Below are 23,088 nucleotides of genomic sequence, written 5' to 3' on the forward strand. Positions count from 1 at the left end.
GTATCATATTTAGGGGAAATCTCCCCAAAGATGTTAAGATTTTTTTAAGAAAAGCATAAGATTTCTTTTCAGGTTTATTTAAGAACTGTACCTTATGATAGAGATGTAAACAAACAAAGGAAGGGTAAAGATGGAGACATTAGAGAACTGTAGGGAATGGGAAAAGAGAATAGGACAGGCAGGGGCGGAAATACTTCCGTATCTTTTACTGACGGGACTTACATTTCTGCTTCTCTATTTGCCTGTCGAACAGGGAGCAATCTTTGGGTCAGAAGGGGATTGGTACAGTCAACATGTAGGAGCTGCGGAGGCACTGAGGCAGACTATGCTTTCAGCAGGGGGGATTTTCCCGCAGTTTGTCGGACTCGGCGGAGGGATTAACGCATATGATCTGGCTTACTACGGATTGCTCAGACCGGATGTACTGCTTTCCTGCTTACTGCCGAATATCGAAATGAAAGAAATTATTTCAGCATATGCGGCGGCTGGGGCAGTGGTGAGTGTCAATCTTACGTATTTTTGGCTGAAGGGAAAAAGTTTCGCGATGAACTTTGCGGCTTTCGGTGCGGTGCTCATGGCGGCAGCCACGTGTTTCTTCCATGCACATCACCAGATTATGTTCATCAACTATATGCCATTTCTGGTGCTGGCGCTGCTGGGCATCGACCGGATTCTCGCGGGAAAGAACAGTTTGCTTTTGACAATCGCTTTGTTTCTGATCTGTATGCACAGCTTTTACTACGCGCCGACCTGCATGGTCGTATGCTTTCTATATTTTGTACATCAGCTTGCGGTTTCGGGAAATACTAAAAAAGTAGTGGTTCAAATTACGGTGAAGACGGCTTTCGCAGTCGTAATTTCTATCTGCATGGCGGCGGTACTGCTCCTTCCGACGGGACTTGCCATTTTATCGACGGAAAAAGATGCTGGAAGTTTTGCGCAGGAGTCCATCGAAACTATCAACTTATCTTTCAGCGGACTTTTATATCAGCCTTACAGCTGCGGCATGACCTTGATTTCTTTGTATCTGCTGCTATTGTCTCTATGGGATAAGAAAAAACGCTGGCTGACGGCAGTGGTGCTTCTGATTCTTATGGTGCCAGCTGTTTGGTACGTACTGAGCGGATTTCTCTATGCTAGAGAAAAGATTCTGATTCCGCTGGTTCCGTTGATTGTCTGGATTTGCACAGATACGCTGGCAAGGATATTAGAGGGCAAGCAGAAAGCGCTGATGTTGCCGGCGCTGCTTTGTGCCGTACCAATTGTGCTAAGAAAAGAAGACGCGTGGGCGCTGCTAATCTTGATAGATGGACTTGTGGTATTGGCATGGGTGCTCGTTCAGAGAATGGGGAAAATTCCCCAAAGAACAAAGCATGTGCTTACGGCATGTCTGCTGTTGCTTCCTCTCTGTGCCAACTTTGGGGTGAACAAAGAGTTAGAGCACTGGCTGCAGAAAGATGATATGCGACAAAGCTGGTTTTCTTTCGGAGATATTACCATGTTTGCTTCAGAGCCGTTATACCGTTTTGACTATCTCAGCAATAACTACGTCAACAGTAACGTGTTGCCGGACGGTAGTCTGAACAAGACAGCCATGTATTCTTCGGTGACAAGCAGCACCTATGGGAAATTTTATTATGATACGATGGGAAACCCAATCAGCATACGAAATCGGGTAGTTCTCATGCCAAATCAGAACAGCCTATTCAATTACTTCATGGGAATAAGGTATGTTTTGACCGGAGAACAACAGGTGCCTTACGGCTATGAGCCGATTTTCAGGCGAAACGGTTACGTCCTTGCCGAAAATCCCGATGTGCTGCCCATGTGTTACGGCACCGACAAAGTGCTTTTACAGGAGAAAGCAGAGCGTGGGGGAATTAGTGAATTTCCAAAGACTTTGGCACAGCTTTGCGGTGTGAGTGCAGAAGCGCAAAATCCAGAGGAACTCTTTGAAGAAGCATTTCCAACGGTTTACGATGAGAGTGTGCAAGGAAAACAGACGGTACACCTGAAAGAAACGCTGAAGGGCAAAGCCCTTGTCATCAGCCTTCATATAGACAGGAAGGACGACAGGCAGGTGCTCATCAATATCAATGGAATGGCGAATAATCTGTCTTCATGGTATGCGCCGTATCCTAATGAAAACTACGACTTCACTTATGTACTGTCGGATTCTGCAGGACTTTCGGAGCTGGAAATTGCGATGAGCAGGAGCCGCTACAATATCGAGGATATCAAAGTCTACACTTTGGATATTCCGACAGCAGAAGCGCAGGACATTGCGGTGCCGACTCTCGCAGAGGATTTTCAGGCAAACGGCAGCGATATATTTCAGGGAATAGTAACGATGAAGCAAGATGGCTATTTTGTTACATCTTATCCATATAAGAAGGGCTTTCAGATTTTGGTGGACGGGAAAGCGCAAAAGGCTGAAAAGGTCAATACCGCTTTCGTGGGATTTCCACTGGAGAAAGGAAAGCACAGCATTCAAATCAGTTATAAAGCGCCGGGGTTTGCAGCAGGAGCAGCACTCAGCGCAGCGGCGATGGCAATGCTGCTGTTATCACAAATTATAGTATTTTTAAGGAAAAGGAAAAGAGAGAAATGAAGAAATTGCAGGAATCACAAATTGTTCGTTACATTATGACGGGCGGCATGACAACAGGGGTTAACTATATCATTTACATCGGACTAATGGCACTTTCTGTCAACTATTTAACAGCAAACACGCTTGCATGGCTAGGCGCAGTAACTTTCGCCTACTTCGCCAACAGGAAAGTGGTCTTCCACTCCAAAGGAGATAAAAAACAGGAGTTTCTTCAGTTCTTTTCGCTTCGGGCGGCAACTTTGGTCATTGAGAATTTACTGCTGCTGCTTCTGGTAGACTGCATTGGCGCAGGAAGCTTTGTGTCAAAGGTTCTCGTCAGCGTTATCACAGTGGTACTTAATTACTTTGCTTGCAAGTACAGTATTTTTAAACAAAGGGGTGTTTCACATGAATAAGAGAGATTTAATCAGTGTTATTGTGCCTTGCTATAATGAAGAGGAGTCTTTACCTTTATTTTACATTGAAACTGGGAAAGTACTGCGTCAGATGACGGAGGTGGACTATGAGATTATCTTTGTAGATGACGGCAGCGGTGATAAAACCAGAACTATTATGAAAAATTTGGCAGAAAAAGATGAAAAGGTCCGCTATGTAGTTTTTTCCAGAAATTTTGGGAAGGAAGCTGCGATGTACGCCGGGCTCAAAGAAGCCAGAGGGGATTATAGCGTGATTATGGATGCAGATCTGCAGCATCCACCAGCGTTGCTGCCTGAGATGTACAAGGTTGTCAGCTGCGAGGACTATGACTGCTGCGGCGGGCTCCGCCTGAGCCGCGAAGGGGATGGTTTTCTGCGCAGTCTGTTTTCTAAAGCCTTTTACAAAATCAGCAAAGGGCTCACCCACATGGATATGACCGACGGGCACGGCGATTTTCGTATGATGAACCGCACGGTGGTTAATGCCATTTTGGAAATGAAAGAATATAACAGGTATATGAAGGGACTTTTTTCCTTTGTGGGATTTGATACCAAGTGGATTGAGTACGAGGGTGTGGAGCGTGCAATGGGATGTACCAAGTGGAGCTTTAAGAGTTTGTTTGCTTATGCATTTGAGGGAATACTTTCCTTTTCAACGGCACCGCTGAAAGCGGCAGGTCTAATGGGAATTTTCCTCTTTCTTGCCGGTGTGGTGTTCATGGGCTGCAACCTGATACAGAGTATCTGGGTTCCGGGGGCGGTGAGCAGCTTGGACGTGATACTCTTTGTGGTACTGCTTCTGGGCAGCCTGCAAATGTTGTTCATCTATATTTTGGGCGCCTACCTGTCTAAGGATTACCTAGAAAACAAGAGACGCCCCATCTACATCGTAAAGGAAAAAAGCTGCTGATGCAGTAATTACAAGGATTCCAGCGCATCCAGACTGTGGACAGGGCTATAGCATACATGGTTTCGGCAGAGGTAAAAGTCGCTGCCTTCTTCCGGAATCTCATAATTTTTCAGATAAGGAGATACTTTATGCAGTGTCTCCTCTGTTTTTCTTGTTTTCAGCACTACGTCCATCTGAAGATCCCAAAGTCGGCACAGCGTGTCTGTGGATAGGTTTTCTGCGTCAGGCATAGTGCAGATGAGTTTGCCCTCTTCAAAAAGATCCTGGCTGACACTCCAAAGGTAAAAACTATTACCAAAGGGATAATCACTGCAGGCTCTGTCCATGAAAGCAGACTGCTTGTCAGCAATGTCCTCCCAAAAGCTTTCACCGGTAAGAAATGCCAGTTTTTTTGTAATATGAGCAGCGACGGCATTGCCGGAAGGCATAGCCCCATCATAAGTTTCCTTAGGGCGCAGAAAAAGTGCCTCACTGTCGGCAGCATAAAGGTAAAAGCCGCCCTCTTTAGAGTCGAAAAACAGTTTTATCATGGTGCTGCCAATCCGGTCTGCGCGTTCCAAAAAGATAGGATTGAAGGTCGTGCTGTAACATTCCAAAAGTCCCCAGATGTAGCAAGCATAATCGTCCAGCGTTCCTGCAAAGGCATAGTGACCCTGCCGCCATCTGGCAAAAAGTTTTCCCTCATCTTGGAGATGTTTCCAGATAAACTCCGCCGCGGAAAGAGCAGCTTCCAGATAATCAGCATTTTTCAGCTGTCTTGCAGCTTTTGCAAAGGCGGCGATAGCAATTCCATTCCAGCTGGTGAGAACTTTGTCGTCCTTATGGAGTTTGGTGCGTTCTAACCGGTAGTCGTATAAAATTCGCAGCACGTCTTCGTCGGGCAGAAGACCGTGGTCTTTGGTACTCAGAAGATTGGGGATATTTTTCCCCATAAAATTGCCTTGTGGTGTGATGTCGTATTGAGAACAGAAGGCTGCCGCAGGTTCCAGATGAAGAACACTGCGAATTTCCTCCGGTGTAAAGAGGTAATAGGTGCCCTCTTCACCGTCGCTGTCGGCATCTTGTCCACAGTAAAAGCCGCCTTCTGGATCTTTCAGTTCTCGCAGCATGTAGGAGGCGGTTTTATTTGCTACAGTCAGATAAAGGGGAGATTTTGTCTCATAGTAACATTGGCTGTACGCCATGAGCAACAGGGCATTGTCATAGAGCATTTTTTCAAAATGGGGAATAAGCCACTTATCGTCGGTTGCGTATCGGCAGAAGCCGCCGCCAATGTGGTCAAAAATGCCGCCCAGATACATTTGGGTTAGGGTCTTTTCTGCCATAGCCAGGTATTTGTCACCTTTTTTACTTTTCTGCGCCATGAGAAACAGTAGGTTGTGCGCTGCGGGGAATTTAGGACTGCTGCCAAAGCCGCCATACTTTCTATCGAAGTTTTTTACAAAATATGACAGGGCTTCTGCAATAGAATTTTCTGGATTCTGTTTTGTCTGAGGTGCAGCGGCTTCCTGCTTTTGAAGAAAGGCAACTATTTGACTGCCCTGAGTAAGGAGGGAGTCTCTGTCCTCGGTCCATTTTTGAGAGACTGCGGAGAGCAGTTCTAAAAGACCGATTTGACCGTATTTGGTATGTTTTGGAAAATAGGTTCCGGCGAAGAAAGGTGTCCTTTCAGGCGTCATGAAGATAGTAAGCGGCCAGCCGCCGGAACCGGTCATAGCCTGAGCAGCGCGCATGTAGACGCTATCGATATCGGGGCGCTCTTCACGATCCACCTTGATGGAGATAAAATGGTCGTTTAAGAAAGCAGCAACCTCTTCATCCTCAAAGGATTCGTGTGCCATGACATGGCACCAGTGGCAGGTGGAGTAGCCGATACTTAAGAATATGGGAAGGTCCTTTTCTGCAGCGAGGTCAAAGGCCTCTTCACACCAGGGATACCAGTTTACCGGATTTTCAGCATGCTGAAGAAGGTAAGGAGATTTTTCGTGTTTCAGATGATTCATAATAAAAACGTCCTTTCAAAGCTTTTTATATTCCTTAGTATGACCGATTTAGGGAAATTTAGACAGGAGAATAAAGTGGAGGCTGGTTAAATGAAGACAAAAAAAGAGGCAATCAACAAGACTGCCTCTTAGTTCTTTATTAATTAGCGAATCAGTGTATAAATTCTGATTGCGAAAAGTAATGCGGATATCCACATAACCCAAGGAATATCTTTTACTTTTTTGGTGAGGACCTTCAGAATAACCCATGCCAGAATGCCGAACATGATTCCGTTGGCAATGGAGTAAGTGAATGGCATGAGTACCAGGGCGAGGAACCCGCCGACCACGTCTGCAATGTCACCGTCAAAGTGCATATTTTTCACAGCGCCAATCATTAAAAGCCCAACCCAGATGAGAGCAGGTGCTGTTGCAAATCCCGGAATTGCAAGGAAAATTGGGGAGAAGAATAGTGCAGCAATAAAGAGAACAGCAGTGGTTACTGCAGTCAGACCGGTTCTGCCGCCGTTAGCAACACCGGCACTGGATTCTACATAGCTTGTAACAGTGGAAGTGCCCAGACATGCGCCGACGATAGTACCGCAGGCATCCGCCATGAGAGCGCCTTTTACCTTAGGCAGATTTCCCTTTTCGTCCAGCAGATTGCCTTTGGAAGCAACGCCGATTAAAGTGCCGACAGTGTCAAACAGGTCAACGTAAAGGAAAGAGAATACGATGACAAGGAACTGCACCATGTTTTCGCCAATCCATGCAAAGTCAAATGAGAAGAATGCAGGGGCAGCTGGGATAAAGCTTGCACCGGAAAAATCAGGGAACAAGGAATACACGCCAGCTTCAACATCAACTGCATACCAGCCGATTGCTTCTGCAATCATACCCAAAATCCAAGTAGCCAGAATGCCGATGAGGATATAGCCTTTAACGTTGAAGTGGAACAAAACTGCGGTCAGAATCAGACCAACAAGTGCAAGTACCACTTGCGGCGTTGCAAAGGAGCCCAAGTTTACCAGAGTGGAAGCATCGCCGATGACGATTCCTGCACCTTTGAAACCGATTAAACCGATAAAAAGTCCGATACCAGCAGTAATGCCGTATTTCAGATTAGCAGGCACATCGTTTACCAGCTTTTCTCTGAAATTGCACAGAGACAGCAGAATGAAGGCCAGACCTTCCACAAGGACCGCAGCCAGTGCGATTTTCCAAGGATCGTTGATGCCTTTTGCAGCAAGGTCATCGCAAACGGTGAATGCAAAGTATGCGTTCAGTCCCATGCCGGAAGCAAGGGCGATAGGGTAGTTGGCAAAGAATGCCATGAACAGAGTTGCAATAGCAGCGGAAACAGCTGTTGCAGTGAAAACGCCTGCGCTGTCCATACCGGCTGCTGCGAGCATGCCCGGGTTTACTGCAAGAATGTAAACCATTGAGAGGAACGTAGTGGCGCCGGCGATAACTTCGGTTTTCACATCAGTGCCGTGTTCCTGTAGCTTGAATAATTTCTCCATAGTAGTACGTTTCTCCTTTGTCTTAAAAAATAAAAATAGATATGTCCATTATATATGCTAGAGGGCGCAATGTCCAAGAAAAAATTTGAATTTGGGCAGATTTTGGATAGTTTTGTCGAAATTGGTGCTTGAGTTTGTCTGTGTTCGGCAGTATGATAAAAGCATGAGAATATTAGAGTATATTGTGGGATTTGTCATGAGCCTTGCACTGGTACTGATACTATTGATTACTGCAGTGGAGGCGGTCGTTTATTGGAGTCCCGATTATTTTAAAAGTGAATACGAAAAATATGATGTGACAACGAGTGTAGAGATGGAAATGGAAGATCTGCTTCATGTCACTGATGAAATGATGGCATATTTGCGTGGGGACAGGGAAGAACTGCAGGTGCCGACGATGGTTGCCGGGCAGTCCCGCGGATTTTTCAGCGCCAGGGAAATTGCGCATATGGCAGATGTGAAAGAATTGTTTTTTGGTGGTATGATGATAAGACGGTGGGCGATTGTAGTCTTTGTTGTGTGCTTTGGCTGGCTGTTTTTGCGAAAACGGCTTTTGCTGACTCCTAAGTTTTTACTTTGGGGGATTTTGGGCGTGCTTGTGGTCTGTGCTGTCTCCGGCTTGATTGTGGCGACGGATTTTCACAAATACTTTGTCATCTTCCATCATATCTTCTTCGACAACGACCTGTGGCTTTTAGATCCAAAGACGGATTTGCTCATTCGCATTGTACCGCAGCCTTTCTTTGTGGATACAACGCTGCGGATTGTGCTGACTTTTGGCGGATGGCTGGTGGCGGTGCTTATGATTTGCAGCTTTTTCGTGTGGCGGCAGCGTGTGATGCAGCGTCAGTCCCATGACACAAGACGGACTGCGGCGTGAGCAGGACATTTGCCGATTGGACCAGTGTTATAATTCTTTAGTTTTTAGATTTTTGACCGCAAAGCCTTGTTTTGGGCAGATGACGGTCAGAGTTAAAATTTTTGTTTTTGAGGATTTGACCGTACTGATGCGTTTTATATGAAATGCGGTCAAAATTGGGAGCTCAATGATATTTGCAATTGCAGGGATATGTAAAATAATGGGAGATTCGTTGAATTTGCCTGTAAATATAATACTAAAAATTGGAAATTCGTGTGGATTTGAGGGAGTTTAAGGGGATAGGCAGCATGTTGTTAGCAGAGGAAATGGATTTTATGACCGCAAGTTGGATGATCTGAGCAAATGCGGTCATTTTTGTAAAACAAGAATTAAAAAAATGACCGCAATGTCTTAGAATTGGCATGTTGCGGTCATTTTTGCAAAAACACGAAGTTTATCGAACGTAAACTTTTGGAAGTCTCTGGCCGAAAGCGCAGCAGATTTCGTAATTGATGGTGCCAGTTGCGTCTGCAATGTCGTCGGCAAGGATTGTGTTTACGCCGTCTGTACCCATGATGATGACTTCGTCTCCAACTTTTACGTTTGGAACGTTTGATACATCAATCATGCACTGGTCCATGCAGATATTTCCGGCAATCGGGCAAACTACACCGTTTACGATGACTTTTGCCTGTGCGGAGTACGGACGAGGATAGCCGTCTGCGTAACCCAGGGCAATGGTAGCAATTTTAGATGGTTTACTGGAAATGTATTTTCTGCCGTAGCCCACAGAAAAGTTTTCCGGCACGTCTTTCAGGTGGACGATGTTAGCCTTGACGGACATAACCGGTTTCAGCGCCAGCTGGTTTTTATCTACTTCATGGGAAGGATAGCAGCCGTAAAGGATAATGCCTGGACGCACTGCATCAAAGTGAATGCTCGGCAGTTCCATGATGGAAGCGCTGTTTGCAAGGGTTCTCATCGGCACGTCAACGCCTGCTGCAACCAGTGCTTCGTAAAAACGATTGTATTTTTCTTCCTGCTGGTGGGAGTAGGTCTTGTCGTATGCGTCAGCGGTGGACATGTGGGAAAACAGACCTTTGATTTTGAAACCTGCCAGCATGGTGATTTTCTTAATATCAAAAATTGCGTTATCAATGTCATCTGCAAGATAACCGATTCTACCCATGCCGGTATCAACAGCGATTAGACCGGAAACAGTTTTGCCTGCTTTGAGAGCGGCGTCGCTGATGGCTTTAGCATTGGAAGCGCTGCAGACCACCGGTGTGATGTCGTATTCTACGATGGTGTCTGCATACATGTCCGGCGTCAGTCCCAGCATGATGATTTCTTCTGTTGCGCCAGCTTGGCGAAGTACGATGGCTTCCTGCAGTGTGGCGATGGCAAAGGTTTTTACGCCGTTAGCACGCAACACGTTTGCGCACATTACTGTGCCATGTCCGTAAGCGTCAGCTTTGATGACGCCAATCATTTCTTTATCTGCGCCGACTTTTGCTCTGATATTTTTGATATTGTAGTCTAAATTGGTTAAATTGATTTCAGCCCATGCGGGTCTGATTGCGTCCTTATACATAATCTCAAAATCCTTTCTTCGTAATAGGAACTGTGTTTTTAGAAAGGGAAAGGCACCGCCTGTTTCCCCTTTCTACGATTGTCGTATTTGTTAAGCCTGGTGCCAAAGATTGCAGCAAAACCAAATTACAGCTGCGGGGTTCTGTGAATGATATCGTCTCTGCCAGGCCCATTCGATACTAGTGTAATTGGGAATCCAATCTGACGTTCGATTTCGTTGACATATTCCTGGCAGGCTTTCGGCAAATCTTCCCAATTGCGAATGCCGCTTACATCGCTTTTCCAGCCGGGCATTGTTTTCAGTACCGGTTTGGCGGTTTCCAGATAAGTGGTATTCGGGAAATCCTGATGGATTTCTCCATCGATTTCGTAGCCGACACAGATTGGAATTTCATCCAAATATCCGAGCGGATCGATAACGGTTAAGGCAACTTCTGTAGTTCCCTGCATTCTGCATCCATATCTGGTAGCAACTGCATCGAACCAGCCAACCCTGCGCGGGCGCCCGGTGGTGGCGCCGAATTCGCCGCCGTCGCCGCCGCGGCGGCGAAGTTCGTCAGCTTCTTCTCCGAAGATTTCGCTGACGAAGGCGCCCGCGCCAACTGCGGATGAGTAAGCTTTTACGACGGTGGTAACTTCTTTGATTTCATATGGCGGGATACCTGCGCCTACAGCGCCGAATGCCGCCAACGTAGAGGATGAAGTAACCATTGGATAAATGCCGTGGTCTGTATCTTTCAGCGCGCCCAGCTGTCCTTCCAGAAGGATGTTTTTTCCTTCGGAAATAGCCTGGTGAAGGAAAGCGGAAGTGTTGGCAACATATGGTTTTATCATCTCTTTATATTGCTTCATGGTTTCCATGAGATCGTCAACTTTGAGTGCAGGTTTGCCGTACAAATTGACAATCATCACATTCTTTAATGTGCAGACGTTTTCCAGTTTCTCACGAAGTTTATCCTCCGGCATGAAGAGCTCGTTCACCTGGAAGCCGATTTTGGCGTATTTGTCGGAGTAACAAGGTGCGATACCGCTTTTTGTGGAGCCGAAGGATTTTCCGCCAAGGCGTTCTTCCTCGTATTCGTCCAGCAAGATGTGATACGGCATGACGATGTGGGCGCGATCTGAAACCAGAACTTTTGGCGCAGGGACGTCCCGGTCTGTCAAGGATTTGATTTCCTCAATCAGCTTCGGAATGTTCAGTGCTACGCCGTTGCCCAGAATGCTGGTGGTGTGTCCGTAAAAGACGCCCGATGGCAACATGTGCAGGGCGAACTTACCGTAATTGTTTTTGATGGTGTGTCCTGCGTTGCTTCCACCCTGAAATCTGACGATGATGTCGCAGTTTTCAGCCAGTGTGTCTGTGATTTTACCTTTTCCCTCGTCGCCCCAATTGGCGCCGACAATTGCTTTGATCATAGTGTAACCTCCTATTCGTTCACGTTTAGACGGGTTTTGCCTTACAGATGCGCTCCCCGATTAAACGTTAATTTCAGCAGTGAGACCAAGCAGCGCCTCATTTGCTGATAGAATAGGCTTTATGACCCCGCTGAGAAACTCTGTTGTCTGCTGTGGGGCTCTGCCCACATAGTTTTCCGGTTTCAAAGCCTTCTGTAAAGCCTCTTTTGTTATATGAAAGGCTGGGTCTGCCGCAATACGATCTAAAAGATCATTTGGCTTACCCTGCTCTTTGACAACTTTGCCCGCTTCCATGGAATGTACGCGGATTCGCTCGTGCAGTTCCTGACGGTCTCCGCCGGCTTTTACGGCATCCATCATAATGTTCTCTGTAGCCATAAAAGGAAGCTCTGCCATCAAGTGTGCTTCGATGACTTTCGGATAGACCACAAGACCGTTGGAAACGTTGATATATAATTCTAGGATTCCGTCCACCGCAAGGAATGCTTCGCTGACGGAAATTCTCTTGTTTGCTGAATCGTCCAGAGTTCTTTCAAACCACTGGGTTGCAGCTGTCAGCTGCGGGTTCATGGCATCACTCATGACGTAGTTGGCAAGGGCTGCCATACGCTCTGAACGCATAGGGTTTCTCTTGTATGCCATGGCAGAGGAGCCAATCTGGTGCTTTTCAAAGGGCTCTTCAACTTCTTTCATGTGCTGCAGCAGACGAATGTCGTTGGAAAATTTGTGTGCGGACTGGGCAATACCTGCCAGCACGTTCAGCACTCTGCTGTCAATTTTTCTGGAATAGGTCTGGCCGGAAACCGGGTAACAGCCGGGAAATCCCATTTTGTCAGCAATTTTCTGGTCTAAGGCTTTGCATTTTTCGTGGTCGCCTTCGAAGAGTTCCATAAAGGAAGCCTGACTTCCGGTAGTTCCTTTGGAACCGAGCAGTTTGAGACTGTCCAGAACGTATTCCAGATCCTGCAGGTCCATGACCAGATCATTGAGCCAAAGGGTTGCACGCTTGCCGACAGTGGTAGGCTGCGCTGCCTGATAATGGGTATATGCCAGCGTTGGAAGGTCTTTGTAGGTGTCTGCAAATTTAGCTAAAGAAGCGATGGTGTTGATGATTTTCTTTTTTACCAGCGTTAAAGCTTCGCGCATGATAATCAGGTCTGTGTTATCGCCAACATAGCAGCTGGTTGCGCCAAGGTGAATGATTCCCTTTGCATCCGGGCACTGCTGACCATAAGCGTACACGTGGCTCATGACATCATGTCTGACTTCTTTTTCTCTCGCCTTTGCGACATCGTAGTTGATGTCCTCGGCGTGAGCCTTTAATTGGTCGATCTGCTCCTGCGTGATGGCAAGCCCCAGTTCTTTCTCAGCTTCTGCCAGTGCAATCCAAAGTTTTCTCCAGGTGCGGAATTTCATGTCCGGCGAAAAAAGATACTGCATTTCCTTGCTCGGGTATCTTTCTGAAAGCGGACTGGTGTAATTGTTTGTTGACATACGAAAACCTCCCTACGTAATCTATAAAAATAACATATTATTATAGCATTTTACACGGGGAATTTCAAGAGCAGGACTATCGTATTTTTGCAATCATGAAGGATTAACTTAAAACGGTTGTTTTTGGAAAAAGTGTATAAGAAAAAGGCTGAATCTTAACCGAGAATTAGAAAATGTTAAAATAATGTATAAAAGTAATCGGTCAGATTCTCATTATAGTTATGGAAGGCTCATCTATTACTGTTCTCCACCCTAAAAACTTGCGTTTTATGCAAGTTTTGCGTGAAATTGTTTGAATGATTACAAAAAATGCAAGATATGAGAAAGGTCAAGATGAATTATTTATACACTTTTTTTAGAAAATCGTAATATAGGTTGAATCTCTTTACTTTCATAGGTCGTTCGCATATAATTTCTGACAATAAGCGTCAGTTCTTTAAGGTAAACATAATTGGTCTGATTGGTTCCTTGACCATTGCAATTACATCATTTTTCTTAAAAGCGCCTACATCAGATGCGTGTAAATCAGAAAAGGTTGAGATGGTGCTGACCTTGTATGAGACGCTATCAGATAGAGAAAAGGAGCTTTTTCGAAATAGAATAAGCTAGTGTTGACCAATCCTGCCAGATAACATATAATCAAGGTATATTAATTTAAGGAGGATGAAAGATGAGTTCAAGGGTTTATTTTACAGACATGCATGTAGGCATGGGCGATAGTTTGCTGGACAAGTTTGAACGTTTAATCACAAAAGCAGGCATCGATCAGATTGACTTTCAGGATAAATTTGTAGCAGTGAAACTCCACTTCGGTGAGTTTGGAAATATGGCATTTCTGCGTCAGCAGTATGCTAAGGTGCTTTGTGACCATATCAAGGCGAAGGGCGGCAAGCCATTCCTGACAGACTGCAATACCTTGTATGTGGGTTATCGCAACAATGCACTGAATCATTTGGATGCAGCATATATGAACGGCTATAACCCGCTGGCAACAGGTGTACATACCATTATTGCCGATGGTCTGCGCGGAACTGATGAACGTGAAATTCCGGTAGAGGGCGGCGAATATGTAAAAACCGCAAAGATTGGTGCTGCCATTGCAGAAGCAGATGTAATCATTTCTTTAACCCATTTTAAAGGGCACGTTGGTGCTGGCTTTGGCGGCGCTATCAAAAATATCGGCATGGGAGCCGGTTCAAAGAAAGGCAAGATGGAAATGCACAGCAGCGGCACTCCGATGATTAACACAGAGGATTGTATCGGCTGCAGCATGTGCGTGAAGAACTGTGCCAACGATGGTGTCCATGTGATCGATGGAAAAGCAGTGATTGATGAAGATAAATGTCTGGGATGCGGCTACTGCATCGCTTACTGTCCAAAGGGCGCTATTGCAACGAAGTGGGACGAAGCAAAGCCGGTGATGAATAGAAAGATTGCAGAATACACCAAGGCAGCCTTAGCCGGAAAAGAGGCATTCCACATCAATATGCTGATAAACGTATCTCCTGACTGCGACTGCGAGGGCGGAAATGACGTTGCAGTAATTCCTGATGTAGGCATGTTCGCTTCCTTTGATCCCATTGCCATCGACCAGGCCTGCGTAGATGCAGCCAACAAGCAGCCGGTGATTGCTGGCAGTGCGGCTGATAAGTGTGCCTGTCATGATCATGGATGTGGCCACGCACATGGTCACGACGTGTTCAAAATCATGCACCCGGATACCGATTGGGAAGCGGGACTGATTCACGGCGAAAAGCTAGGCATCGGCACCAGAGAATATGAACTGATAGACGTAAAATAATTTTTAAAACAGACAGACAGCAGATGAATCCGCTGTCTGTTTTTTGTGCAGAAGTAGTGCAGGGGTGCTGCGGAAGTCGGCGCCCCAACCTTTCTTACATTTTCCTTACATTTCTTAAATTTTCTCCAAAGTTATAGACGGTTGTGAGATTGTCGTGATATAGTAGTGGAAGAATTAGGAAAGGGGAGAAATATGTTAAGATTAGAACGAGTATCGAAATTCTACTCAAGCGGCGGACTGGTTTCTACAGGGTTCAACAAGATTGACCTAAATTTTGAAATGGGTGAGTTTGTCGCAATTACCGGAGAAAGCGGGAGCGGAAAGTCTACACTGCTCAACGTGATTTCTGGACTGGATTCCTTTGAGGAAGGCGAAATGTATATCATGGGTCAGCCGACCAGCGGATTTTCCAAAGAGGATTTAGAAGAATACAGAAAGAAATATATCGGAAATATCTTCCAGACGTTTCATTTAATCAACAGCTATACTGTGTATCAGAACGTAGAGCTGGTACTTTTGATGAGCGGATATGACAAGTCAGAAATTCCGGAGCGGGTACGAGAAATTATAGCGAAGGTCGGACTTTCCTCCTACGAGAAAACCAAGGCCTCCAAACTTTCCGGCGGACAAAAGCAGCGTGTTGCCATTGCCAGAGCGCTGGCGAAAGAGACGCCGATTATCGTAGCTGATGAGCCGACTGGAAATCTGGATAGTAAGTCAGCGGCGGAAATTATAGAGTTGCTGCACCAGCTTTCTAAAGATAAGCTGATCATCATCGTAACCCATAATTATGAGCAGGTTGAGCCTTACGTGACCAGAAAAATCACTATGCACGATGGAAAAGTGGCAGAAGATAAACGGATGGCAGTGACCATCGGCAGCTGCGGGGACGCGGAGGAGTCTGTCGAAACTGCGAAGGCAGACGGCCTTACCTTAGGAAGTATGGGACGGCTTGGCGTGCGCAATACCTTTAATATTCCTGCAAAATTTTTCCTGCTGCTGACGGTTTTTTTGTTCCTGTGCATGAGTGTAATCAGCCAGTACACATCCTTTAAGAACATGGGGGATATGGATACAGGCGGTTATAACTACTATTTCATGGATACTGACAGAAATAGAATTCTCTTTACTAAAGAGGATAGAGGCGAGTTGACCGAGGACGATTATGAAAAGATTGGAAAAATAGATAATGTAGAGCGAATTATCAAAAATGATCTCATGCTGGATTTAATCACCGATGTATCGGACGATTTTGAAAATGGAGATTTTTACATTACTTCTAAAATAGAAGAAGCAAAGGTTATGGAAGGACAGCTTGTGGAGGGCAGAATGCCGAAATCGTATAACGAAGCAGTCCTGATGATTCCGGAAGACGGTTATGCCGAAGCGGTTATCGATATGGTGATGAAAGCCGACAAGGTCGATGCGCGCAATCAAAATACAGGAAACAGTATTTTGCGTAAAAAAATGAAAGTCGTTGGCTACGGTTATCTGACCAAAGAACAACAGGAGACTTTAGACGAATCAGATATTTTATATGAAGCTTTATATTGTGTCGGTGAAGAGACTTTGGATGATATCAGATTGACAGTGCTGGAGCACCAGTGCAGCCAGGAGATTGTCTTTGCGGATAACATTTTAAGTGGGGACTCCGGTGCAGGCGTTTTACCAATCAAAGCAAGCGACAAAGTGCCTAAGGGTGAAATTTACGTGCCTGCAGACATTGCTGCGCTCAGTACGGAAAGCGCAGTAGGTAAAACTTTGAAACTGATCAATAAGAGCTTGTATTTTGAAAGCGAAATCAACTTCAGTGTGGGTGCGGTTTACAACCAGAGTAATCTGAAAACCCTCCTTGAAATCGAGAATTTTGAAGAGGTGAGCGGCAGTCTCTTTATCAATCCGAAGGACTATGCAGCCCTGTTTGACAAAGGGAATTTCCAGTCCTCCGTCCGTGTAAAAGACGATAAGCTGACTAAAGAAACAGCGGCGGAAATTGAAAAGGAGGGTTACCACACTTTCTGTGTACATGACGGATATGTGAGCTACGCCGGTGGTTTTGGAGTCATTCTCACTACATTTTACACCATCATGCTGGCGGCAGTGCTGATTGTGCTGTTCTTCATCACTTATTTCATCATTAAGCTAATCTTGAAGTCGAGGAACATCTATTTTTCGACTATCCGTATGCTGGGTGCAAGCAAAGAAAACTGCAGCAGTCTGCTGAAAGTAGAACTTTTTGCAGTGTTCAATATTGCTTACTTTATTTGCATGGGGCTTTTGGCGCTGGTAAAGTTGGAAGTGGTGAAAGTCGCTTATCTGCAGCAGTTGGTGTCTTTCCTTTCTATCGGGGATGTAGTGATTCTGTATGTAGTGCTCTGCCTGATGTCGGTACTTCTGGCGGGCAGATATGCCAGACAGCTATTTAAAAAGACAGCGATGAATGCGTATAAAGAGGAGGTGTAAGAGATGATTCGATTAACAAATGTAAACAAGTATTTTAATAGGAAGAAAAACAACGAAATCAGAGCCATTGACCACACCTCTATAGAACTTGCTGATAAGGGTCTCGTCACTTTTTTGGGAAATTCCGGCTGCGGAAAGACGACTCTGCTCAATGCAATCGGAGGTCTCGACAAAGTTGACAGCGGTGAAATTTACATCGGCGAGGAGAGACTGACAGGTCGTTCTGACGGGAAGAAAGACGAAATCAGGAATGCAAATATTGGATATATTTTCCAAAACTATAATCTCATTGAGGATGATACAGTTTTTAACAACGTAGCGCTGGTTTTGCGCATGATGGGGATTAAAGATAAGAGAGAAATCGAAGAGCGGGTCATGTATATCCTAAAGCGTGTAGGCATTGATCGATACAAAAACCGCCCGGCGAAAATGCTTTCCGGCGGAGAGCGGCAGCGTGTGGGGATTGCCCGTGCCATCGTAAAAAATCCAAAGATTATCATTGCTGATGAGCCGACAGGTAATCTGGACAGTAAAAATACGCTGGAGATTATGAATATTATTAAGGCAATTTCCCGGGAAAAGCTGGTGATTCTCGTCACCCACGAGAGAGAAATCGCGGAATTTTACGCATCCCGTATTGTGGAAATTGTGGATGGAAAAATCGTCAGTGACAGAGAAAATGCCCACAATAGCGAACTGGATTATCGGCTGGAAAACAAAATCTATCTTCAGGATATGCAGGTGCAGCAGGAGCTGGAATTAGAAAATGTGAAGTTAAAATTTTACAGTGATAAGAAGGACCAGCAGCTGGAAATCAAGGTAGTTCTCAAAAACAACAATCTATATATCGAAACTCCCGCTGGAATAGGAGAAGGTTCAGAAGCGGTGGAACTGGTCGATGACCATTACCGGAAAATTTCCAAAGACGTTTACGAGGCGTATGAATTTGACTATGCAAATATGCTGGATCAGAATTTTACGCCAAAGTACACCTCCATTTTTAATCCGGTGACTATGATTGCAGGTGGATACAAGAAAATTTTTTCTTATTCCCTCATTAAGAAAATTTTGCTTGTAGGGTTCATCATGGCGTCTATGTTTGCCGTTTATGCGGTAAGCAGTATTGCTGGAATTACCAATATTACAGACGATAAATTTGTCCAGGTTAATCAGAACTACTTGACGGTGAACGGGGCAAAGGTGACACCGCAGAACTTTAAAAAATACGAAAATATGGACGGCATTGATTATGCGCTTCCGGGCAATTCCCAGGTGAATTTCGCCTTTCCTCTGGATGATTATTACCAGACCAAAGGTGCGCAGGTCAGCTTAGCAGGATCCCTGACAGCTTTGGATATGGTAGAGGAAGAAAAACTGTTGGAGGGCAGAAATGCAAAGGACAGTTCGGAGATTGTCATCGATAGAATCACGGCGGATAGCTTTCTTTCTAACGATATGCCGAAAATGATTGGCCTGCTTTCAAAGGAACAGATTATTGGAAGAAAGGTAACGTTGCCGCGTCTGGGAGAATTCACGATTGTGGGAATTACTGATCAGGGAAGCCCTTCAATTTACGCAGACAGAGAGCTTTTTATGGATATTCTGATGGTGCAGGCAGAAATGCGTACGGAAGAAGATTCCGGATACACTGAAGAAAGCGAGGAGGCGATGCCGTTGGTGCTGTCCTACGGACTTCGTGACCGGGAAACGGTGACGCTTGTCGAAGGAGCGGCGCCAAAGAAAACCGGGGAAGTGTTGATTCATGAAATGCATCGATACGAGTCAGCTATCGGAAGTAAGCTCGATGTGAAGGTGAATGGTAAGAAGCTGACTGTCTGCGGTTATTACAACGATAAACGCGGTACAGACGCACTTTATGTCAGCAAGAATACAGCCATAGATTATCTGATGGAGGACCAGACAGAGATAGTGCTTTCTCCAAAGGATAAGGAAGCCACCTATCAAAACCTATCGGCGCAAAATGTCAAGGTCACAGATAATTATACTGCCGACAGGGAGTCTTATATCGATAGCTGCAAAAAAAAGATTATCGCAACAATTTTGGTGTCCGGCATTATCTTGCTCATTTCTCTTCTGGAAATGTATCTCATGTTGAGATCTTCTTTCCTCTCGAGAATTAAAGAGGTCGGCGTGCTTCGTGCAATCGGTCTAAAAAAGAAAGATATTTACAAAATGTTTGTCGGCGAAATCATCGCAATGACTACATTGACTACGATTCCGGGCATGGCGGTGATGGCATACATCTTAAATGGAATTTCAAAGATTCCAATGATCGGAGAACAGTATCTGATGAATCCGCTGGTATTGCTCATCAGCTTTGGTCTTGTGTTTGGATTTAATCTGGTAGCGGGACTACTGCCTGTATTTAACACCATGCGCAAAACGCCGGCAGCGATTTTGTCAAGAAACGACGTGAATTAAGATACACGAAAAAATATGAAAAAGTGGGTTGCCCCTTTTGGGTCAACCCACTTCTTCTTAAGATTGAGATATATTTGGATTAGAATGTACACTTGCTTGTATTTTTCCATATACCGTTCTTTTCAGCTGCTTTGATAAGGTCTTCTCTGAAGTCAGGGTGGGAGATGTTGATTAACATTTCGGCTCTTTCCCAAGTAGATTTTCCTTTCAAGTTAGCAGCGCCGTACTCGGTTACGATATAGTTGGTTGCAGTTCTCGGAGTGGTGACAATTGCACCTGGCGTCAAAATTGGGGAGATCAGTGATTCTTTGCTTCCGTCTTTCAGTGTTCTGGTCGACGGTGTGCAGATGAAACTCTTTCCTCCTTTTGACAGGAATGCGCCCATTACGAAGTCCACCTGTCCGCCTGTGCCGCTAATTTGCTGATGACCTGCAGACTCGGAACATACCTGTCCGTAAAGGTCAACCTGGATGCAGCTGTTGACGGAGATGAAATTGTCGATGCTGGAAATAACGTTAACATTATTTACGTAGTTTACCGGCGCACTGCAGCAAATCGGGTTATTGTCGATGAAATCATATAATTTTTTTGTGCCGCCTGCAAAGGTATAAAGGGCTTTGCCTTTATCTACCGGCTTATTTCCAGTTAATTTTCCTGCGTCAAATAAGTCCACATAAGCGTCCACAAACATTTCAGTGTGAGCGTTGATATTTCTTACATCGGAGTCTGCCAGCATCTGACCGATACAGTTTGGAAGACTGCCGATGCCCAGCTGCAGGGTGCTGTGGCTGTTGATCAGTTCCACTACGTGGGCGGCAATCTGTTTGTCGATGTCTGAAGCGGGCTTTGTTCCAAGTTCTGCCAAAGGTGCATTGGACCCTTCCACGATATGGTCGATTCCGTAAAGGTTTAGCTGTGTCTGATGACCGTGAGCGATTGGCATGTTCTGGTTGACTTCTACGATGATTTTCTTTGCACTTTTAATAACGCCCCACATGTCAGCAACCTGCGGTCCCAGATTGAAGTTACCGTGGCTGTCCATTGGCGCAACTTGGAAGAATGCGATGTCGATGTCGTTTTCATTGTTGACCCAGTAGTACGGCAGTTCATTGAACAGCATTGGGATGTACCAGCATCGCCCTTCTTTGTTCATTTGTCTGTCAAATGCGCTGAAATGGGCTGAGGCAAATCTTACCTGTTCGTTGGAAGAAGTTGCCTGATAAAGCTTAAATGGTTCTTTTCTGAGGGCTACCGTGCTGAGCACTTCAATGCCCTTTAGTTCATCTGCGCGCCTTGCAAGAGCTTCGTCGATATCATTGACAACACCGCAGCCTGTTCCATAGTGGATACGAGTGTTATTATGAACCATTGCGGCTGCTTCGTCCGCAGTAATTAGTTTCTTCTGGTATTCTTCTGCAAGTGAAGATACTTTGTACATAATGTTCCTCCCTTATATAAAAACGTCCTAATTCAATGACCAGCAAACTTTTCGGTGCACAGGCACGGTGACTCAGCATGGCATCGTTATTTCGTCTGTTAAAGTTTGTCTAGTTTTTAACAAATCCTTCCTCTATTCTACTACATTGTCAAATAATTATCAACCCCTAAATTACAAGTAAAGAGAAAACGATGGTGAAATCAGCAAAATAAAAATGACTATGCCTGTAAATTTAAGGGGGATTAAGTCAAACTGAGCGGATTTTACAATAAAATTTTTCCTGTGTATTTATTCCAGTTTTCAATCTTACATAGACTGATTACCAAATCTGTCTTTCTTACGAAAAAAGAGATCTGTTTTTGCAGAGTTTGAAATCTTTTTGTGAAAGCGTGCAATCTTCCATAAAATAACATTAACTTTGTAGAACTTTGAAAAGACATTGAATTTCTGTCAAAAAAGTGGTATGATAAAAAAGTGTTCGTTAAGGACACTTCTTTAAACTGAATACGCCTCCGTAGTTAAATGGATATAACAGTGCTCTCCTAAAGCATAGTTGTGGGTTCGATTCCCGCCGGGGGTACCACTAGAAAAGCTGAAAACCTTGAATTATCTGGGGTTTCGGCTTTCTTCTTTTTGCCTTTACTCTTTTGGAAAACGAACGACCATTATATTCAAATTTTAGTTTTGATGTCAAGATAAAGACTTTTGAGGGGGATTGCGTGCTAACATTTGTGAAATGTTTGCTTTAAGAGCTGTCTGGTGATAGGGGGCTTTAATTAACTTCGATACTTGTATGTCGCTGTCTTCTATAATTTGCATCTTCTAGCAGTTTAACAGCAGCGGGGTTGCCGGAAAGTAATGCAAAATAAAGTGCCTTGTCCGCAGGAACGGGGTGTAGTATAATACATATAGTCAAGAGGACGAAGGTTTAAAGCGGTTACCCCTCAGAGAGGGGGTGTTACAATGACGGATTATGAAATCTTAATGGTTGTATTTACAGTCTTAGGAATAGTAGTATCACTAATCATTGCTTACATAAAAAAATAGCCGCTCCCATCGATCAAAATGTAGCGGCTAAGTCGTAAAACTTTGGTAACCGTTTTTTCCGGTTTCCTCTTGACACCAATATACCACGAATGAAAAGATTATGCAATAGTCAATTCACCCTGCCATGTGCGGGCTTTTTATTTTTAAGGTCAGAACATCAGAAGTACTACAAAAAAACCTTAAATGCCTTAATTTTTCAGAGGTTTTAAGGTTTTTGCGCAAAGTGCTATCTTACTATAAAGTGTTATTATGATTATATATCCTCGGACATATCATTCCAGTAGTCAGTATCAAAAAATTCTGATGGTGTTAAACCAAAGTAATCAATAATATCAAACAAACCTGTTACTGACGGTAACGATCTGCCAGATGTAATTGCTCTAATATAGTTTTTATTATGCCCAAGGTCGTAAGACATTTGATATTCAGAGACCTCCATTTTTAGTCTCAATTCTGTGATGCGTTCACCTATATATTTTGCTTTCATTACTGCCACCTCCATTTTCATTATGATAACTTTTTTAAAAAATATGATATCGGGCTGAAATGTGGCTTTTTTGTAAATAAGCCGGTAATAATTCTCTATTCTGTGTTTTATATATGGAATAAGGAGATTTAAACTACCAAAATGATCTTTAGTCAGATTGTTTTCTTTTTTGGCAAATTAGCTGCATGATATTCAGCAGTATTACCATGTCTTCTTCATCAAGTTGTTCCATATATTCCATCGCTTTTCTAATCATTTGTGGTCGTTCATTGTCAAAAAACTCTGATGGCGTTAGTCCGAAGTATTCGATGATATTAAATAATCCTGTTACTGATGGCAATGAGCGACCAGACGTGATCGCTCTGATATAATTTTTGTTGTGTCCTAAATCATAGGACATTTGATATTCAGAGACGTTCTTTTTTAGACGTAACTCCGTTATGCGTTCACCGATAAAACTTACATTCATTTTCATACCTCCCTGTGATATAGAATAACTTTTTTATAAGCCTTTTTATCGGGCTGAAATGTTGAATTTATTTTAAAATATGTAGTAAAAATTGTTTTTTATCGGGCTGAAATGTGGTATAATTCTTTTTAAGATTC

15 protein-coding genes and 1 tRNA gene are annotated in these 23,088 nt (G+C 44.4%); 8 read left to right on the forward strand and 8 right to left on the reverse strand.

The genetic code is table 11. From position 1 onward, the window contains the following. Window positions 1-130 precede the first annotated feature (130 nt). The 3 genes from D1151_RS12745 to D1151_RS12755 are packed head-to-tail and all read left to right on the forward strand — an operon-like array spanning window position 131 to window position 3,937. Complete coding sequence (locus D1151_RS12745; RefSeq protein ID WP_161909151.1) at window positions 131-2,611, forward strand: YfhO family protein; 2,481 nt, start codon at window positions 131-133, stop codon at window positions 2,609-2,611. Continuing rightward, window positions 2,608-3,006 (forward strand): GtrA family protein, encoded by a 399-nt coding sequence (locus tag D1151_RS12750; protein ID WP_160201906.1) that lies wholly within the window; start codon window positions 2,608-2,610, stop codon window positions 3,004-3,006. The genes D1151_RS12745 and D1151_RS12750 overlap by 4 nt, the downstream gene beginning before the upstream one ends. Then, entirely contained in the window at window positions 2,999-3,937 is a 939-nt protein-coding gene (locus D1151_RS12755) for a glycosyltransferase family 2 protein (protein ID WP_161909152.1), read from the forward strand. The genes D1151_RS12750 and D1151_RS12755 overlap by 8 nt, the downstream gene beginning before the upstream one ends. 8 nt (window positions 3,938-3,945) lie before the next feature. On the opposite strand, the gene D1151_RS12760 is transcribed toward D1151_RS12755, so the two are convergent. Both D1151_RS12760 and D1151_RS12765 read right to left on the reverse strand, forming a co-directional pair. Continuing rightward, complete coding sequence (locus D1151_RS12760; RefSeq protein WP_161909153.1) at window positions 3,946-5,940, reverse strand: thioredoxin domain-containing protein; 1,995 nt, start codon at window positions 5,938-5,940, stop codon at window positions 3,946-3,948. 143 nt (window positions 5,941-6,083) lie between these two features. Continuing rightward, entirely contained in the window at window positions 6,084-7,442 is a 1,359-nt protein-coding gene (locus tag D1151_RS12765) for an NCS2 family permease (protein ID WP_160201903.1), read from the reverse strand. 163 nt (window positions 7,443-7,605) lie between these two features. Between D1151_RS12765 and D1151_RS12770 the strand changes: the two genes are divergently transcribed. After that, the gene (locus D1151_RS12770) at window positions 7,606-8,322 is read left to right on the forward strand and encodes a TIGR01906 family membrane protein (RefSeq protein ID WP_161909154.1); all 717 of its coding nucleotides are present in this window, start codon (window positions 7,606-7,608) and stop codon (window positions 8,320-8,322) included. A 433-nt stretch (window positions 8,323-8,755) separates the two neighbouring features. On the opposite strand, the gene alr is transcribed toward D1151_RS12770, so the two are convergent. The 3 genes from alr to purB form a co-directional block, all read right to left on the reverse strand. Beyond that, a complete protein-coding gene (gene alr, locus D1151_RS12775) occupies window positions 8,756-9,895 on the reverse strand; it encodes an alanine racemase (protein ID WP_161909155.1) in 1,140 nt (379 codons plus the stop codon). Between the two features lie 125 nt (window positions 9,896-10,020). Beyond that, window positions 10,021-11,310 (reverse strand): adenylosuccinate synthase, encoded by a 1,290-nt coding sequence (locus D1151_RS12780; protein ID WP_160201900.1) that lies wholly within the window; start codon window positions 11,308-11,310, stop codon window positions 10,021-10,023. Window positions 11,311-11,370: 60 nt separating this feature from the next. Then, complete coding sequence (gene purB, locus D1151_RS12785) at window positions 11,371-12,804, reverse strand: adenylosuccinate lyase (RefSeq protein ID WP_160201899.1); 1,434 nt, start codon at window positions 12,802-12,804, stop codon at window positions 11,371-11,373. A 670-nt stretch (window positions 12,805-13,474) separates the two neighbouring features. Between purB and D1151_RS12790 the strand changes: the two genes are divergently transcribed. The 3 genes from D1151_RS12790 (at window position 13,475) to D1151_RS12800 (ending at window position 19,510) form a co-directional block, all read left to right on the forward strand. Next, window positions 13,475-14,605 (forward strand): DUF362 domain-containing protein, encoded by a 1,131-nt coding sequence (locus D1151_RS12790; protein ID WP_161909156.1) that lies wholly within the window; start codon window positions 13,475-13,477, stop codon window positions 14,603-14,605. Between the two features lie 192 nt (window positions 14,606-14,797). Continuing rightward, window positions 14,798-17,068: an ABC transporter ATP-binding protein gene (locus tag D1151_RS12795; protein WP_161909157.1), complete on the forward strand. Its 2,271-nt coding sequence runs from the start codon at window positions 14,798-14,800 to the stop codon at window positions 17,066-17,068. Window positions 17,069-17,071: 3 nt separating this feature from the next. Continuing rightward, a complete protein-coding gene (locus D1151_RS12800) occupies window positions 17,072-19,510 on the forward strand; it encodes an ABC transporter ATP-binding protein/permease (RefSeq protein ID WP_161909158.1) in 2,439 nt (812 codons plus the stop codon). A 79-nt stretch (window positions 19,511-19,589) separates the two neighbouring features. On the opposite strand, the gene D1151_RS12805 is transcribed toward D1151_RS12800, so the two are convergent. Further along, window positions 19,590-20,948, reverse strand: coding sequence for an acetyl-CoA hydrolase/transferase family protein (locus tag D1151_RS12805; protein ID WP_160201894.1), 1,359 nt, complete (start codon window positions 20,946-20,948; stop codon window positions 19,590-19,592). A gap of 508 nt (window positions 20,949-21,456) precedes the next feature. On the opposite strand from D1151_RS12805, the gene D1151_RS12810 reads away from it, so the two are divergent. Continuing rightward, window positions 21,457-21,531 (forward strand) — tRNA-Arg (locus D1151_RS12810). A 717-nt stretch (window positions 21,532-22,248) separates the two neighbouring features. Here D1151_RS12810 and D1151_RS12815 read toward each other — a convergent pair. Together D1151_RS12815 and D1151_RS12820 are read right to left on the reverse strand one after the other, a co-directional pair. Continuing rightward, complete coding sequence (locus D1151_RS12815; RefSeq protein WP_161909159.1) at window positions 22,249-22,482, reverse strand: helix-turn-helix domain-containing protein; 234 nt, start codon at window positions 22,480-22,482, stop codon at window positions 22,249-22,251. 148 nt (window positions 22,483-22,630) lie between these two features. After that, window positions 22,631-22,951, reverse strand: coding sequence for a helix-turn-helix domain-containing protein (locus D1151_RS12820; RefSeq protein WP_160201892.1), 321 nt, complete (start codon window positions 22,949-22,951; stop codon window positions 22,631-22,633). Between the last annotated feature and the right edge of the window lie 137 nt (window positions 22,952-23,088).

The organism is Emergencia sp. 1XD21-10, from assembly GCF_009936045.1.
GTDB lineage: Bacteria > Bacillota > Clostridia > Peptostreptococcales > Anaerovoracaceae > Senimuribacter > Senimuribacter intestinalis.